Below are 16,332 nucleotides of genomic sequence, written 5' to 3'. Positions count from 1 at the left end.
GCGGCACCGACCCAATTCGAACAACATCCTCAAGGAGAGCCACCTTTGGCTGACCACTACGAAGCGCTTGGCGTTGACCGCGACGCGACCACCGATCAAATCAAGAAGGCGTACCGTCGCCTCGCCCGCGAACTGCATCCCGACGTCAACCCCGGCGCCGAGGCGTCGGAACGGTTCAAAAGCATCACGCACGCCTATGACGTGCTGAGCGACGCGAAACAACGCCAGAAGTATGACCAGGGCGGCCAGAACGGCGGCTTCGACGGGCAGAACTTCGGCAACTTCGGTGACATCTTCGAGACCTTCTTCGGTGGTGGAGGCGGCGGCAGTCGCGGCCCGCGCTCCCGCCGCGAACGCGGCCAGGACGCCCTCATCCGGGTGGAACTCGACCTGGACGAGGTCATCTTCGGCACGCACCGGGACATCGAGGTCGACACCGCGATCGTCTGCGCCACCTGCCAGGGCTCCTGCTGCGCCCCCGGCACCCAACCGATCACCTGCGACATCTGCCACGGCACCGGCAGTATCCAGCGCGCCGTGCGCTCCCTGCTCGGCAACGTCATGACGTCGAGCCCGTGCGGTTCCTGCCGCGGCTACGGCACCATCATCGCCACACCGTGCATGACGTGCTCCGGCCAGGGCCGTGTGCGCGCCCGCCGCACGGTTCCGGTCGACATTCCGGCCGGAGTCGACACCGGCCTGCGCCTGCAGATGCCCGGCAGTGGCGAGGCCGGCCCGGCTGCCGGTCCGAACGGCGACCTGTACCTCGAGATGAAGGTGCGCCATCACGACGTGTTCAGCCGCGACGGCGACGACCTCATGTGCTCGCTCGACGTGCCCATGACCAGCGCCATTCTCGGCACGAGCGTCACCGTGAAGGCCCTCGACGGTGATATCGAGGTGGAGATCCGCCCCGGTGCGCAGAGTTCCGAGGTGCTCACGATCAAGGACCGCGGCATCACCAAGTTGCGTGGCAGCGGCCGTGGCGACCTCAAGATCGGTATCCACGTGGTCACACCGAGCAAACTCGACCACAAGGAACGCGACTTGATCGAGCAGTTCGCGGCGCGCTACGCCGCCCCGGCACCCACCCTGAGCCAGTACCAGCAGGGCCTGTTCGCCAAGCTGCGCGACCGGTTCCTCGGCTAAATGGCACATTTCTACCTGCAGGAATCGCTGCGCACGATCGAGTGCCGCCCGGGGCAGGTCGTTTCTGTCGACGGTGCCGAGGCGCGCCACGCGGTGACGGTCAGCCGGGTGCGTCCCGGGGATCGGCTCCGCGTGGGCAATGGGGCCGGGTTGCTGCTCGACGGTACGGTATTGACGGCGGAGGCTGCGTCGTTGACCCTGCGCGTCAACGACGCGAGCGAGACGCCGGCGGCGGCGCCGCGCATCCGATTGGTGCAGGCCCTGGCCAAGGGCGACCGTGACGAACTCGCCATTCAGGCTGCCACCGAACTCGGCGTCGACGGCGTTATCCCGTGGTCGGCCGCCCGCTCCATCACCAGGTGGGAGGGCCAAAAGATCGCCAAGGGCCACGAACGGTGGAGCAGCATCGTGCGCGAGGCCAGCAAACAATCCATTCGAGCCTGGCTGCCCGACGTCGCCCCGCTGGTGAGCACCAAACAACTCGCCGTGCTCGCCGGCACCACACGGATGCTGCTGCTCGACCCGACCGCATCCGCTCGCCTCACCGAGGTGGCTGCGCCCACCGACGACCGTGACATTCTGCTCGTCGTCGGCCCGGAAGGTGGAATCTCCCCGGCTGAACTGCTGCTGCTCGAGCAAGCCGGTGCCAGTCAGGTGCGCCTCGGTGACACCGTGCTGCGCACGTCGACCGCCGGTCCGGCAGCACTCGCGATTCTCAATGCGACGCTCGGCCGCTGGTAGTGCGAGCCGCTGACAGCGCCGCTTAAGATAGAGGCATGTCTTCTTCTGGCGCCGAGCCGTCCATTTTCAGTCGAATCATCGCGCGGGAGATTCCGGCGACGATCGTGGCCGAGACCGAAAACATCATCGCGTTCCTCGACATCGCACCGAAAGCCCCCGTGCACGTCGTGGTCACCACCAAAGACCCGCAGTACCACAACGTCGTCGACCTTGCCGCCGGCAACCCCGCCCTGCTCGCCCAACTCGTCGCCGTGGCCGAGCAGATTGCCGCCGAGCGCACCAACGGGCAGTTCCGCCTGGTTTTCAACACCGGGGCCGCCGCCGGCCAGACCGTGTTCCACGTGCACGCCCACGTTTTGGGCAGCCCAACACCGACCGACACGCTGGGGGAGGACTCGCTTGGCGCACTCTGATCCCGATAAGGCAGAATTGCGCTTCTCCGTTGACGGCGTCGCCATGGTGCGCCTGCTCGGCCCTGAAGACCGCTACCTCAGCACCATCGAGGCCGCGTACCCCAACGTCGACGTGCACGTGCGTGGCAACGATGTCACCCTCGGCGGCAGCGCCGATGACGTCGCAGCCGTGCGCCGACTGATCGACGAACTGCAACTAGCCCTGCGCACCGGCCACGACCTCGGCGAGACCGAGGTGGCCACCTCAGCACGGATGCTCGCCGCCGACAGTTCCGTGAGCCCCTCCGCCCAACTCGGCGCCCCCATCCTGACGGCGCGCAACAAGAGCATTCGGGCTAAGTCGCTCGGCCAGAAGGACTACGTCGACGCGATCGACGACAACACCATCGTGTTCGGCATCGGGCCGGCCGGCACCGGCAAGACCTACCTCGCCATGGCGAAGGCGGTGCGCGCCCTGCAGAACAAAGAGGTCGAGCGCATCATTCTGACCCGACCGGCGGTCGAGGCGGGCGAGCGGCTCGGTTTTCTGCCCGGCACCCTCACCGACAAGATCGACCCCTACCTGCGGCCCCTCTACGACGCTCTCGGCGAGATGCTCGACCCCGAACTGATTCCCAAAATGCTCGCTGCCGGCACGATCGAGGTGGCGCCGCTCGCCTACATGCGTGGTCGCACCCTGAACGCGAGCTTCGTCGTGCTCGACGAAGCGCAGAACACCACGCCGGAACAGATGAAGATGTTTCTGACCCGCCTCGGCTTCGGCTCGAAGATGGTCATCACCGGCGACATCACCCAGATCGACCTGCCGGCCGGCACGAGCGGACTGAAACTGGTCACGCGCGTGCTCGACGGGATCGACGACATCCACTTCGCCTATCTGAGCAGCGCTGACGTGGTGCGGCACTCACTCGTCGGCCGCATCGTCGACGCCTACACCGACTATGACGCGCAGAAGCAGGCCCTTCGTCAGGAGAGCGCCGAAGCCCGAGAATTCGCCACCCGCGGCCCGCAGCGCACTGCGTCAGGCCGCAACCCGAAACGGAGTTCCAGTTGAGCATCGAAATCAACAACGAGTCGACCATCCCGGTCGATGAGGCCGCCATTTTGCGCCTCGCTGCCTTCGCGCTCGACACCATGCACGTGCACGCCGACGCCGAACTCGCCATCGTGCTCGTCGACGAGGGCGCCATGGAGCAGCTGCACGTGCAGTGGATGGATGAGCCGGGCCCCACCGACGTTCTGAGTTTTCCCATGGACGAACTGCGTCCGGGCACCGAGGAGCAGGAAACCCCGCCGGGACTGCTCGGTGATATTGTGCTCTGCCCGCAGGTCGCCAAGGAGCAGGCCGAGACCGCCGGCCACAGCACCCTCGACGAGCTGCTGCTGCTGACAACGCACGGTGTGCTGCACCTGCTCGGCTTTGACCACGCCGAACCGGCGGAAGAGAAGGAGATGTTCGGCATTCAGCGTGACATTCTCATCGGCTTCGCCATGCAGGAACGACAACGCCACTGATGCACATCGTGTGGTTCATTTACTCGGCCGTCATCCTGGTCGTTTTCGCCGGTTTGATGGCCGCCGTCGACGCGGCGATCACCGGCCAATCCCGAGCCGACATCGCCGGCCTGGTGCCGAATCATCGGGCCAAACGATCGCTCCAGGCCATCGCCGACGACGCCGGGGCACACCTCAACGCCATCAACTTCATTCGGATCACCGCTGAGACGACCGCGGCCGTGCTGGTGACCCTCGTCTTCGCGACGACCATCGACGCGCTCTGGCTGGCACTGCTGCTGTCGGCGCTCATCATGACCTCGGTCTCGTTCGTGCTGGTCGGCGCCAGCCCGCGCAGCGTCGGCCGAGCCCACCCGGTCGGGCTGCTGACCGCGACCGCCCTCCTCGTGCACATCGCCCGCTTGCTGCTCGGACCGATCGCCAACGCGCTGGTCGCCCTCGGCAACAGGGTCACCCCGGGACGCACCAAACTCGCCACCTTCACCTCCGAAGACCAGCTGCTCAGCATGGTCGACGAGGCCACCGAGCTCGACGTGCTCGAAGAAGACGACCGCGAGCTCATCCACTCCATCTTCGAATTCAGCGAGACGGTCGTGCGCGAGGTGATGATTCCGCGCACCGACATGATCACCATCGACGCCGGCGCGAGCATCGATGCGGCAATGGGCCTGTTCCTCCGCAGCGGGACGTCCCGGGTGCCCGTGCTGGACGGGGAGGTCGACGACGTCGCCGGCATCCTGTACCTGCGTGACGTTGCCCGGCTGGTGTTCGAGCGGCCGATCAACGCCCTCCAGCTCACCGTGGCCGATCTGGCCAGACCGGCCGTTTTCGTGCCCGAGTCCAAGAAGGCCGACGCCATGCTGCGGCAGATGCAGCTCGAGTCCAACCACCTCGCCATGGTCGTCGACGAGTACGGCGGAATCGCCGGGCTGGTCACCCTCGAAGACCTGATCGAGGAGCTCGTCGGCGACATTTCCGACGAGTACGACCGCGACGTGGTCGAGTTCGAAGACCTCGGCAACGGGCAATTTCGGGTGAGCGCCCGGCTGCCCGTCGATGAACTGGGCGAACTCTTCAACCTGGAACTTGACGACGACGATGTCGATTCGGTGGGTGGCCTGCTGGCCAAAGCCCTGGGACGGTTGCCCGTGGCCGGGTCGGTGGCCTCGGTGAGTGGTTTGAACCTCACCGCCGAGCGCACCGAAGGCCGCCGCAAACGCATCAGCACCGTGCTGGTGGAACGCGACGCGGCGTTGATCGATGCACAGATCGCATTCCTTACGGTACCCACGAGTACCCCAAGCACAGTGTCAGATGATGAAGGAGAACGGTCATGACCGGAGCAACCGAGCCTCACCCGAGCGGGTACCGAGCGGGATTCGTCTCGTTTGTGGGACGCCCCAACGTGGGCAAGTCCACCCTGACGAACGCGCTGGTGGGCGAGAAGGTCGCGATCACCTCGTCAAAGCCGCAAACCACCCGCCGTGCCATTCGCGGCATCGTGCACCAGAAGAACGGCCAGCTGATCCTGGTCGACACTCCCGGTATCCACCGCCCGCGCACCCTGCTCGGTGAACGCCTCAACAGCCTCGTCACCGCGACGCTCGCCGGCGTCGACGTGATCGGACTGTGCATCCCGGCCAACGAACCGATCGGCCCGGGGGACAAATTCATCAACGAACAACTGGATGCCTTCCCGCGCGCCAAAAAGGTTGCCATCGTCACCAAAATCGATGCGTCCTCCAAGACCAACGTCGCCAATCAGCTGTTGGCCGTGTCCCAGTTGCGGGACTGGGAGGCGATCGTGCCGATCTCCTCGACCAGCCGCATCCAGCTGGACACCCTCGCCACCGAGCTGCTGCGCCTGCTGCCGTACGCCGACGCTCCGCTCTACCCGGCCGACGCGGTCACCGACGAAACTCTCGAATCGCGTATCTCGGAATTCATTCGGGAGGCGGCGCTCGAGGGCGTCACCGACGAACTGCCGCACTCCATCGCCGTCACCATCGACGACATCATTGAGCGTGACGACCAGGAACTGGTCGAGATCTACGCCAACTTGTTCGTGGAGCGGGACAGCCAGAAGGGCATCATCATCGGCAAGTCGGGCAGCCGCCTGAAGGATGTCGGCACTCGCGCCCGCAAACAGATCGAACCGCTCGTCGGCAAGCGCGTGTTTCTCTCCCTGCGGGTCAAGATCGCCAAGGAATGGCAGCGCGACCCAAAGCAGCTCGGTCGCCTCGGCTTCTAGCCGGCCGGGCGTCGCGGCCGTCGGTTCGGACCCCCTCCGCAGATCGGGCCCAGGCCCGGCAAGTGGGCCCAGGCTAGATCATGGGCCCGCTTTCGCAACCTGGGCCCGGCATCCCGGCATCCGGGCACACGCTGTTCGTGGATCGGACGGCCGTGGAATGTGCCCAAGTCTGACCGTAGCTGAGACCCGCTGTCCATGCTGGTTGCGCCGTTCTCGCTGTCAGGGGAGTGGGTGCCTGTGCCTATGGCTATGGCTGTGGCTGTGGCTGTGAAAACCTGTGTATATTGTTTATCGATAGATTGACACCGATAATCGATAGGATTTCATGCATCGCACCGCGATCGTCACCCTGAAAACGCTCATCATTGCACTGGTCGCACTCCTGCTGGTGTGCCAGGTGTTCGTGGTTCCCGCGGTCGCGCAGCAGATGATCGCCAGGTCCCCGCAGCTCGGCTACCTCCACGTGCCCGCCATCATCGTCACCGTGGTGTTCCTGCTCTGTGTGCAGGTCGCCCTCGTCTGCGTCTGGCGGCTGTTGTCCCTGGTGCGGGCATCCACCATCTTCAGCGCCACCGCATTCACCTATGTGAATATCGTCCTCGCCCTCGTCGCCGTGGCGACACTCCTCATCTGCGGTTCGTTCATCACCCTTGCCGTCGTCGGTGTGGCTTCGCCCTCGGTCACCGTCCTGTGCCTGCTGGGCATTGTCATCGGCTCGGGACTTGCCTTGCTGGTCGTCGTGATGCGCGGGCTTCTGCGCCAAGCCTCTCAACTCGAACGCGACCTGGCGGAAGTGGTCTGATGCCCATCGTGATCAACCTTGACGTCGAACTCGCCAAAAAGAAGATGTCGGTCGCCGACTTCGCCGCCGCGATCGACATCACACCGGCCAACGTATCCGTGCTCAAGAACGGTCGGGCGAAGGCCGTGCGATTCTCCACCCTCGATGCCATCTGCCGCGTGCTCGAATGCCAGCCCGGCGACATCTTCATGTGGGTGCCGGAACAAGGGGCCAGTGCGGCCGCAACCGTTTCGGTGGGGGAATGAGCGTGCCTCGCGCCGTACAGCCCTGGAGCGACATCGCGATTCGCCATCTGCTCGACCGCACCTCGTGCCCGGTCTGTGAGGCCGCACTACCCGACAGCCCCTGCTCCACGTGCGGCGCCGAACTGGTCGGCCATCTGGCCGCCGAGCTCTGGGCCGCCTCCGAGTCCGCCGCCGCGGCGCTCGTGGCGCGACAGGACGCACTCGTGCGCGTGTCGCATCCATCCCGGGCCACCGCAGCCGAGCCCAGCGCTGCCCCGCCGACACCGATTCCGCAGCGGATGACCGGGCCGCGTGGTGCGACTGGTGCGGCTGTCACCGTCGCGCCACGGTCGAGCGCAACGGTGCAGTCCGTGCTGGCCGTCGCTGGTGCCGGATTGTTCGCGGTCTCCGCGGTCGTCTTCACCTTCTTCAATCCCGACCTCACCGATCACGCCCTGCGCAGCGTGATCGTCGGGCTGATCACCCTCCTCTTTCTGGCGGGTGCCTGGCTGCTTGCCCGCCGTCAGCTGCAATTCTCGGCGGAAGCTGTCGGCGGCCTCGGAATGGTCTTTATCGCCCTCGATGTCTATGCACTCTCACAACTAGCCCCGACCGAAGTGTGCCCGTGGGTGCTCGCCGCCAGCGGAACGCTTGTCAGTGGCGGCATCATGGTCGTTCTGGCGACTCTCACCCGCATCCGCGGCTGGCTCTGGATTTCGCTCGCCGGTCTCACCCTCGCCCCCGCGATGCTGGGCTACGCGGGAGGAACGACACTGTCGGCGACCGTGGGGCATCTTGGAGTGGCGTTCGTCGCCCTTGCCCTCGTCGAAACGACTCCGGCTCTTTCACCGCGGTTCGCTGGGGGCCTCCGGTTGGAGCGGATGACGCTCGCGACGATTCAAATCATCGCGACCGGCACCGTGCTGGCACAGACCGGGTTCATCGAGGTAACCACCACGACCGGGTACTGGCTGACGATCACCGCGGTGGTGACCGCTGTCGCCGCGCTTGCCCTGCTGTCGACTCGGCAGCTCGCCCGAAACTTCTGGAGCGCAGTGACCGGCGCTGCGGCGATGGCCGCTGCCGTCAGCCTCCCGTTCGCACTAAACCTCGGAGCACACGGGGCGGGAGTGTGGTATTTGTCCGTCGCCCCGGCTGCCGGGGCCGCCGCGCTGCTCGTGCTGCAGGCAGTTGCCCCGAGACTGCGCACGCTCAAAGTGCGGTCATTCCTGGCTGGTGCCTTCGCACTGGCCGGTGTGAGCGTGCTCTCGCCCATTCTCTCAGCCGTGCTGCTCGGAGCCGTGACGGTGCTCACCGCGCTCAGCGGCTCCGACCTCGGTGCGACGGGCGTGCTGCCTCCAGACGGTGTTCTCGCTGTTGTGCTCGGCCTGGCCGCCATGTCGGCCGGGCTCGGCGCGTTCTCGGTTTTGGCCCGGCGCAGAAGCGCAACGAGAACGGATGCCGCTGCGGTCGATGCGGGTTCCCTCCCGGTGGCAGCATGGACCGCTTCGAGTGCGATCTGGCTCGTCGCCCTGGCCGCGCTGACCCTGGCCTGTCAGCCCGTCTTCCCCCTCTGGTCCCGCATCGCGATCGCGGTCGGCCTCGCCGTGATGTTCAGTGGTGCGCTCGTCGCTGTGCCTCGCCTCCGCCAGGCGCCCCTCAATATGCGGCTGCCACTCGTGCTGGCCGTCCATTTCGCGGTACTGCTGGCCACGGTCTGCTCCCTGGTCGATGCCGTTGTGGCGGTCTGGGCTGGCATCGCTGTTGTCGCCACGATCGCCGTCATCGCCCGAACGGTGCCGGCCAGGGCGCGGTTCCTCCACGTCGGTGCGGGCTATGCCTACGCACTGGTCGTCTTCGCAATGGCGCTCGACCAGCTGGGCGTTGGCACCATCGCGTTGCTCTGCCTCACCACATCGCTTGGTTCGATCGGTGCGATCGCCGCCACCTTCCTCCGGCGGCTTGCTCCGCCGGCCTGGTACGCGATTCTGGTGGTGACGTCGGTGCCGTTCGTGATCGGGGTCGCACAGGTGCTCTTCGAACGCAGCGGTTGGACCGCTCTCTCGACCGCCTTCATCTTTCTGTTGGCACTCACCCTTCTCAATACGCGGCGTGTCGGCCTGGGCATCGTGCTCCGCTCCATTGCCGCCGGCCTCCTCGTTCCGTCACTCGCCGTCGTGGTGATCTGCCTCGGCGCGCAGGTGCTTCTCGTCAGCGCCTCTCCCGTCACCCTGCCGGTGATCGCCGCCATTGTCGCCGTTGTGCTTCCCGGCACCGGCCTGATCGGCAGCACGCTGAGCCGGCGGGGCATCGTTCTGCGGGACGTGACGGCGGCTCGAGTGGCGATTGAAGCATCCACTCTTCTGACGGCGGTGATCGCGGTCACACTCGCCCTCGTGCGCGTCGCGGCGGGACTACCGACCACCTTGATCGTGCTGGTCATCCTCGGGCTCGGCGCCGCAGCCACGTCCGTCTGGGCGAAGCGCCGCTACGGGTGGTGGCTTGCCGCTGCCGCCTTCACCGGCGCGCTGTGGTGCCTGTGGGCCATCGCCGGAATCAGCGCGCTTGAACCATACCTGCTTCCGCCGAGCCTGGCCGCTGCCACGATTGGCCTGATCCGAACGAAACGCGGGTTCCGCGCCGTGCCGCTGTTCACGACGGGTCTGGTCGTGGCCGTCGCGCCGATCCTCGTGGTTCTGGCCGTTTCCGGCACGGGAACTGCCGCGCTGGCCCCGTGGCGGGGGTATGGCCTCGTCGCCGCAGCCTGGCTGCTCCTCGGTCTCGCGGTCGTGCTCGGCCGCGGCTCGTCGGCGCGCGCCGAATCGCTTGGAGTCCTGCAACTGCCGACCCTGGCGGTTGCTGTGGCTGCCGGCGCGGCCGGTGCGATCCAGGGTGTGCGGTTCGGCCTCGGCGCCGACACGATCCAGACCGGAGGGGTGCCACTCGTTCTGCTTTGCTTCGGAATAGCCGTGGCCGGCGCGTTGCCTGCGGTCCTGGGCGCCCACGGCATCCGCGTGACGGTGTCGAAACAGTGGAAACTCACACGCATCCGCTGGCTCTATGCGCCCGCAGCGGTGTACGTGGCGGTTGCCACCTGGAGCGCGATCGAACGCGATTGGTTCACGATCTGGATGGTGTGGTGCCTCATGCTGGCGTATCTCGTCCTGACGGTCGTCGTTGTCTGGCGGATGCGCACCCACCCGGCCAGCCTGCCGCCCGTATGGTTCACTTTCGTGCTCGCCCTGGTTACCGCGATCGTGGCGTGGAGTCCGCGCGACCTGCGGGTCGAATGGTTCTCACTGCCCATGGGCCTGTTCCTCCTGGCCGCCGGAGTCGTCGTTCTGACTGGTGCGCGCGTGCATCCCGACACGGCCAACGGGCGCGACGGAACGGTCAACAGCTGGCCCGCACGATGGAGCGGCTCCTGGCCGCTGCTCGCTCCCGGCATCGTCACCCTGCTGCTTGCATCGATCCTGGCCACCTTCACGGACCCCCAGACCTGGCGGGCTATTCTGGTGATCCTGATTGCGCTCGTGGCCATCCTGATCGGCTCGAGCCTCAAACTCGCTGCCCCGTTCCTGATCGGAATCATCGTGCTTCCCCTCGAGAACGTTCTCGTGTTCCTGGTGCAGATCGGTCGAGGCATCGAGTCGATGCCGTGGTGGATCACCCTCGCCGTCGTCGGTGCCGTGCTTCTCATCATCGCCGTCACCTATGAGCGACGCGCGGGGGAGGAGAACAGCATCACGGATCGGCTGCGCGATCTGCGTTAGGCGTGGGTGACAGGAGCGTGGTCGCAACCGTGCCAAACGGTGCTAGCCTGACATCGTGTTGAACGGTGTGCTCCTCCTTAGCTGCCGCGACGAGTCCTAATCTGAGGCCTCCCTCGTCGCGGAGTTCGTCGTTGGCTGCCGACACCCACGAGGAAACAGGACCATGAAGAACAATCAGACCGCATCCACACTGCCGATCCACCGCTACCGTCCGTACCACGAGCAGTTCGCCGTTGACCTGCCCGACCGCACGTGGCCGAGCAAGCACATCACGGTCGCGCCGCGCTGGTGCGCCGTCGATCTGCGCGACGGCAACCAGTCGCTCATCGACCCGATGAGCCCCGAACGCAAGCGCATCATGTTCGACCTGCTCGTGCGCATGGGCTACAAAGAGATCGAGGTGGGCTTTCCCTCGGCGAGCCAGACCGACTTCGACTTCGTGCGCAGCCTCATCGACGAGAACGCCATTCCCGACGACGTCACCATCCAGGTGCTCACCCAGGCGCGCGAGCACCTGATCAAGCGCACCTACGAGGCGATCACCGGAGCCAAGCAGGCCATCGTGCACTTTTACAACTCCACGAGCATCCTGCAGCGCGATGTCGTCTTTCGCGAACAGAAGCAGGGCATCGTCGACCTGGCTCTGTTCGGTGCGCGCCTCTGCAAGCAGATGGAAGCGACCATTCCCGGCACGATCATCTACTATGAGTACTCCCCGGAGAGCTTCACCGGTACCGAGCTCGACTTCGCCGTCGATATCACCAACCAGGTCGTCGAGATCCTCGTGCCAACTCCGGAACGCAAGGTCATCGTCAACCTGCCGGCCACCGTCGAGATGGCCACCCCGAACGTGTACGCCGACTCCATTGAGTGGATGAGTCGTCACCTGACCCAGCGCGAGAACATCCTCATCTCGCTGCACCCGCACAACGACCGCGGAACCGCGATCGCCGCCGCCGAGCTCGGTTACCTGGCCGGTGCCGACCGTATCGAAGGCTGCCTGTTCGGCAACGGTGAGCGCACCGGCAACGTCGACCTCGTCGCCCTCGGCGTCAACCTGTTCACGCAGGGCATCGACCCGCAGATCGACTTCAGCAACATCGACGAGATCAAGCGCACCGCCGAGTACTGCAATCAGCTGCCGGTGCCCGAACGCAATCCGTGGGCCGGCGACCTGGTCTTCACCGCCTTCAGCGGTTCGCACCAGGACGCCATTAAAAAAGGCTTCGAAGCCATGGACGCCGACGCCGTCAAGCAGGGCTGCACCGTCGACGACCTGGTCTGGGCCGTACCCTACCTGCCGATCGACCCGAAAGATCTCGGCCGCAGCTACGAAGCCGTGATCCGGGTCAACTCGCAGTCCGGCAAGGGCGGCGTCGCCTACCTGCTCAAGACCGACCACGCCCTCGACCTGCCGCGCAAGCTGCAGATCGAGTTCTCCGGCGTCGTGCAGGCCAAAACCGATGCCGAGGGCGGCGAGGTGACGAGCGAGCAGATTTGGGACATCTTCAACGACGAGTACCTGCCGGCCACGCTCAAGAACCCCGAAGCCAAGTGGGGTCGATTCGAACTGCACTCCACCCGCACGTCGAGTGACCTGACGGGAACGGTCGACCTCGCCGTCGAACTGCGCGACGGCGACACCGTGGCGCCGGCCACCGGTTCCGGCAACGGCCCGATCAACGCATTCCTCGGTGTCATGGCCGAACGCGGCATCGCGATCACCCTGTACGACTACGTGGAGCACGCTCTCTCGGCCGGCGGCGACGCGCAGGCGGCCGCCTATGTTGAGCTCGATGTGAACGGTAAGCGCTACTGGGGCGTCGGCATCGATGCTGACATCTCCACCGCATCGCTCAAGTCGGTCGTTTCCGCCGTCAACCGCGGAATCCGCGCCGAGGTCGGCGACCTCGAACTGGCCGCCGTCTAAGCAGCGCGCATCCGCTCGCAGCAACTGAGCACACACGAAAGCCCAGCCTCATCACTGAGTCTGGGCTTTCGTTGCACCATCCGGGTGCGGTCAGGGGCTATCTGAGATCGGCACGATGTTCAGGCCAGCGCTGGCAGGTTCACCGTGCGATCGGTCGTGCTGGCAGGGCGAGGAGCGCTTCCGAGCAGTGAGCGACAGTCGTCGATCGCGCGCTCCAGCAGGGTGTACAGCCGGGCATCGGGGTCGGCGACGCAGGCCTCGCCGATGCCCTGCACACCGACGCGAATGATCGTGTCAGCGGTGCGTGGTGTGAACTTGGTATGTGACCAGGAACGCACGCTGCCGATGAAATCGCGGGCCCAACGTTCGGCATCGGGTGCCTGGTCGAGCGCGGCCCGAATCAGCGGTCGTACCTGCTCGGCCAGGTCCGGATCAAGAACGGATGCGTTCCGCTCGCAGGTGAGCACCCCCACGGCGAGCGCACGCTGGCGTTCCAGACTCGCCACCGGAAGTGCTTCGCAGCCGGTGCGCAGGGCGACCATGACCTCGATCCGTCGGTCGGAGCCGGTCAGGCCGATCACCGACGGAATAAGCAGGGCGAGCCGCGACCTCGAGTCGTCGGAACTGCAGTCGTTGACCATGCGGGCCAGTGATGCCAGTACCGGATGGGTGCAGGCCGGGTGGTCACTCCAGGACTCGCCGGCGAGGTAGGAGGCGAATTCCATGAAGCAGCCGCCGCTCTTGGGAGTGCGGTGCTTGCCACGCGACAACACGGGCATAATGTCGGGCAAACTGCCCTGGACTGGTTTCATGAAAAACCTCCATACCACGGGGACTACGTGACCTAAGTCTCCCCCCGTCCGGGCCGAAAAACCAGTGCCAGGGACGACTCGTGACAAAATTTCAGCGAGCCGCGGCATCCGTTCGGGCAGCCGTCGCGCCGTGACCGCGCTCCCAGCGGCAAAGTGGGATAATTATCTGTGCCTGTCTATCGAGATGAAGCCGTCGTGCTGCGCACCCACAAGTTGGGTGAAGCCGACCGCATCGTCACCATGCTCACCCGAGCGCACGGCAAGGTGCGCGCCGTCGCCAAGGGCGTACGCCGCACCGGCTCTAAATTCGGCGCCCGGCTCGAGCCGTTCATGGTCGCCGACGTGCAGCTCTACGAGGGTCGCAGCCTCGACATCATCACCCAGGCTGAGTCGCTCGGCTCCTACGGAGCCCTGATTACCGCCGATTACGGCAGCTACACCGCCGCAAGCGTAATGGTGGAAACCGCCGACAAACTCACCGAATCCGAGGGGTCGCTTCAGCAGTACCTGCTGCTGGTCGGCGCCCTGCGATCGCTGTCCCGCCAGGAACACGGCTCCCACCTCACCCTCAACTCCTACCTGCTGCGGGCCGTGTCGATGGCCGGCTGGGCCCCGAGCTTTCAGGACTGCGCCCGCTGCGGTGCCGTCGGTGAACACAGCGCCATGGTCGTGCAGCTCGGCGGGATCGTCTGCGATTCCTGCGCCGCGCCCGGCTCGCCCCGCCTTGATGCGGCCACGATCGGCCTGCTGAGCGCGCTGCTCACCGGCGATTGGGAGCATGCCGCCGCCGCGCCCGAACGCACCCAGAGCCAGGCGGCCGGCGTCGTAGCCGCCTACACCCAGTGGCATTTGGGCCGCGGGCTTCGCTCGCTGGAACACGTGGCCCGATGATGGCCGGTCTGTTCGGCCACAAACCGTTCACCCACAAAGATGCCGTTGCGTTCAAACCGCTCGACTGGACCGGGCTGTACCCGCCGGAGCTGCCCCGCAAAGTCGTTCCCGAGCACGTCGCGGTGGTCATGGACGGCAACGGCCGCTGGGCCAACGGCCAGGGCCTCACCCGGGTCGAGGGTCACAAAGCCGGCGAAGCCGCCCTGCTCGACGTCGTCGCCGGCGCTATCCAGATCGGGGTCAAACACCTCAGCGTCTACGCCTTCTCCACTGAGAACTGGAAGCGTTCGCCCGACGAGGTGCGTTTTCTCATGGGTTTCAACCGCGATGTGCTGCATCGCCGCCGCGATCAACTCAACGAGTGGGGCGTGCGCATCAGGTGGGCGGGACGTAAACCCAAGCTGTGGGCATCCGTCATCAACGAACTGCAGTTCGCCGAGAAACTCACGGCCGGCAACGACGTACTCACCCTCACCATGTGCGTGAACTACGGCGGTCGCACCGAAATAGCGGATGCCGTGCGCGCGCTGGCCGAGGACGTCGCCGCCGGCAGGCTGAAGCCGTCGGGAATCACCGAGAAAGCCATCGCCCGGCAGCTCTACGTGCCCGAGCTGCCCGACGTTGACCTGTTTGTGCGAAGCTCGGGGGAGCAGCGCACGAGCAACTTTCTGCTCTGGCAGAGCGCCTACGCCGAGATGGTCTTTCTCGACACGCTGTGGCCCGATTTCACCCGGGTGGACCTCTGGCACGCCGTCGGACTGTATGCGTCACGCAACAGGCGCTACGGTGGCGCGGTCGACGCCCCGACCACTTAATATTCCGGCGGGGGAATACACGGGCTCGGCGCCCCGTTGGGCCGAGTGTGACTGACACAACTACAAGCGAAGCAACCGCATCCGCCACGAGCGCACCGACCAGCACCGACCCGATCAAGGTCGATATCTGGTCTGACGTGCAGTGCCCCTGGTGCTACATCGGTAAACGCAAATTCGAGGCTGGAGCTGCGCAGTTCGATGGCGCGGTCGACGTCGAATACCACAGCTACGAACTCTCACCCGACACCCCGGTCGACTACGCCGGAACGCCCGTGCAGTACCTCAGTGAGAAGAAGGGGATGCCACTCGCCGAGGTGGAGCAGATGCTGGAGCGTGTCACCGGCATCGCCGAGAGCGTTGGCCTGCACTACGACTACGACTCCGTGCACCAGACCAATACGGTCATCTCGCACGAACTGCTGCACTACGCCAAGGCTCACGACCGCCAGCTCGACATGATGGAACGCCTGCTCAAGGCCTACTTCATCGATGGCCGCCACGTGGGACGCATCGAGGACCTCGCCGACCTCGCGGCCGAGATCGGACTCGACCGGGCCGACGTCGTGCGGTCGCTCACCAGTCACGAGCACCTTGCCGCGGTGAAAGCCGACGTGGCGCAGGCCGGCGCGTACGGCATCCAGGGCGTTCCGTTCTTCGTGATCGACGGCCGCTACGGCATCTCCGGCGCGCAGGACCCGACGGCGTTCGCCCAGGCGCTGGACCAGGCCCGTGCCGACCGTCTGGCCGACCCGACCTACGTCTAACCGTGACGCCCAGCGAACTCGCGTAGCCTGACGGGGGAGCACTCAGCTCCACCCGCAGGCCTTCACCGTTTAACCCAATTGATTCAGGAGACAACTCATGACCGACACCGCTACCACCACGCCGCCCGTCTACACTGACGCGGCCGGCCGTCCCACCATTGAGCTTCTGGGTGCACCCGACGAGGCCGCCGGCTCCTGCTGCGGTGGTGGCTGCTGCAGCTGATCCCGGCCCCTGCTCTCGAAAGCGCAGCT

The 16,332-nt window shown here is 65.9% G+C and carries 16 protein-coding genes; 15 read left to right on the top strand and 1 reads right to left on the bottom strand.

The annotated features are described in order from the left end of the window. Positions 1 to 45 precede the first annotated feature (45 nt). The 11 genes from dnaJ to leuA all read left to right on the top strand — a co-directional run bounded on the left by dnaJ (position 46) and on the right by leuA (position 12,798). Positions 46 to 1,149: a molecular chaperone DnaJ gene (gene dnaJ / locus E3O25_RS07435; RefSeq protein ID WP_092112376.1), complete on the top strand. Its 1,104-nt coding sequence runs from the start codon at positions 46 to 48 to the stop codon at positions 1,147 to 1,149. After that, positions 1,150 to 1,890: a 16S rRNA (uracil(1498)-N(3))-methyltransferase gene (locus E3O25_RS07430; RefSeq protein WP_092112378.1), complete on the top strand. Its 741-nt coding sequence runs from the start codon at positions 1,150 to 1,152 to the stop codon at positions 1,888 to 1,890. Positions 1,891 to 1,925: 35 nt separating this feature from the next. Continuing rightward, positions 1,926 to 2,303, top strand: a complete 378-nt coding sequence (locus tag E3O25_RS07425) for an HIT domain-containing protein (protein ID WP_092112380.1) — start codon at positions 1,926 to 1,928, stop codon at positions 2,301 to 2,303. A gap of 43 nt (positions 2,304 to 2,346) precedes the next feature. Continuing rightward, on the top strand, positions 2,347 to 3,357 hold the full coding sequence (locus E3O25_RS07420) for a PhoH family protein (RefSeq protein ID WP_092112382.1): 1,011 nt from the start codon (positions 2,347 to 2,349) through the stop codon (positions 3,355 to 3,357). Further along, a complete protein-coding gene (gene ybeY / locus E3O25_RS07415; RefSeq protein ID WP_092112383.1) occupies positions 3,354 to 3,818 on the top strand; it encodes an rRNA maturation RNase YbeY in 465 nt (154 codons plus the stop codon). Before E3O25_RS07420 ends, ybeY begins: the two co-directional genes overlap by 4 nt. Next, entirely contained in the window at positions 3,818 to 5,155 is a 1,338-nt protein-coding gene (locus E3O25_RS07410) for a hemolysin family protein (protein WP_174721721.1), read from the top strand. Before ybeY ends, E3O25_RS07410 begins: the two co-directional genes overlap by 1 nt. Further along, positions 5,152 to 6,069 (top strand): GTPase Era, encoded by a 918-nt coding sequence (era, locus tag E3O25_RS07405; protein WP_092112387.1) that lies wholly within the window; start codon positions 5,152 to 5,154, stop codon positions 6,067 to 6,069. The genes E3O25_RS07410 and era overlap by 4 nt, the downstream gene beginning before the upstream one ends. A gap of 325 nt (positions 6,070 to 6,394) precedes the next feature. Continuing rightward, the gene (locus tag E3O25_RS07400; protein ID WP_092112389.1) at positions 6,395 to 6,871 is read left to right on the top strand and encodes a DUF2975 domain-containing protein; all 477 of its coding nucleotides are present in this window, start codon (positions 6,395 to 6,397) and stop codon (positions 6,869 to 6,871) included. Further along, positions 6,871 to 7,116 (top strand): helix-turn-helix transcriptional regulator, encoded by a 246-nt coding sequence (locus tag E3O25_RS07395; protein ID WP_134360847.1) that lies wholly within the window; start codon positions 6,871 to 6,873, stop codon positions 7,114 to 7,116. Before E3O25_RS07400 ends, E3O25_RS07395 begins: the two co-directional genes overlap by 1 nt. Continuing rightward, on the top strand, positions 7,113 to 10,868 hold the full coding sequence (locus E3O25_RS07390) for an SCO7613 C-terminal domain-containing membrane protein (protein ID WP_134360846.1): 3,756 nt from the start codon (positions 7,113 to 7,115) through the stop codon (positions 10,866 to 10,868). The genes E3O25_RS07395 and E3O25_RS07390 overlap by 4 nt, the downstream gene beginning before the upstream one ends. Before the next feature lie 163 nt (positions 10,869 to 11,031). Beyond that, a complete protein-coding gene (gene leuA / locus E3O25_RS07385) occupies positions 11,032 to 12,798 on the top strand; it encodes a 2-isopropylmalate synthase (protein WP_092112393.1) in 1,767 nt (588 codons plus the stop codon). 119 nt (positions 12,799 to 12,917) lie between these two features. On the opposite strand, the gene E3O25_RS07380 is transcribed toward leuA, so the two are convergent. Beyond that, positions 12,918 to 13,610 (bottom strand): hypothetical protein, encoded by a 693-nt coding sequence (locus E3O25_RS07380; protein ID WP_092112395.1) that lies wholly within the window; start codon positions 13,608 to 13,610, stop codon positions 12,918 to 12,920. Positions 13,611 to 13,778: 168 nt separating this feature from the next. Between E3O25_RS07380 and recO the strand changes: the two genes are divergently transcribed. From recO to E3O25_RS17700, 4 genes are all read left to right on the top strand, one after another. Next, positions 13,779 to 14,501 carry a DNA repair protein RecO gene (gene recO, locus E3O25_RS07375; protein ID WP_092112396.1) on the top strand — a complete coding sequence of 241 codons (723 nt, stop codon included), beginning with the start codon at positions 13,779 to 13,781 and terminating at the stop codon, positions 14,499 to 14,501. Beyond that, positions 14,498 to 15,316 (top strand): isoprenyl transferase, encoded by an 819-nt coding sequence (locus E3O25_RS07370; protein WP_241983875.1) that lies wholly within the window; start codon positions 14,498 to 14,500, stop codon positions 15,314 to 15,316. Before recO ends, E3O25_RS07370 begins: the two co-directional genes overlap by 4 nt. A gap of 47 nt (positions 15,317 to 15,363) precedes the next feature. Beyond that, positions 15,364 to 16,080, top strand: a complete 717-nt coding sequence (locus E3O25_RS07365) for a DsbA family protein (protein WP_134360845.1) — start codon at positions 15,364 to 15,366, stop codon at positions 16,078 to 16,080. Positions 16,081 to 16,177: 97 nt separating this feature from the next. After that, positions 16,178 to 16,303 carry a hypothetical protein gene (locus tag E3O25_RS17700; RefSeq protein ID WP_255576133.1) on the top strand — a complete coding sequence of 42 codons (126 nt, stop codon included), beginning with the start codon at positions 16,178 to 16,180 and terminating at the stop codon, positions 16,301 to 16,303. The last annotated feature ends 29 nt before the right edge of the window (positions 16,304 to 16,332 follow it).

Origin of the sequence: Cryobacterium sp. TMT1-3, from assembly GCF_004402315.1 — a bacterium.
GTDB lineage: Bacteria > Actinomycetota > Actinomycetes > Actinomycetales > Microbacteriaceae > Cryobacterium > Cryobacterium luteum.
Note: the sequence above shows the minus strand (reverse complement) of the source record. Positions and strands in the feature narration are given on the sequence as shown.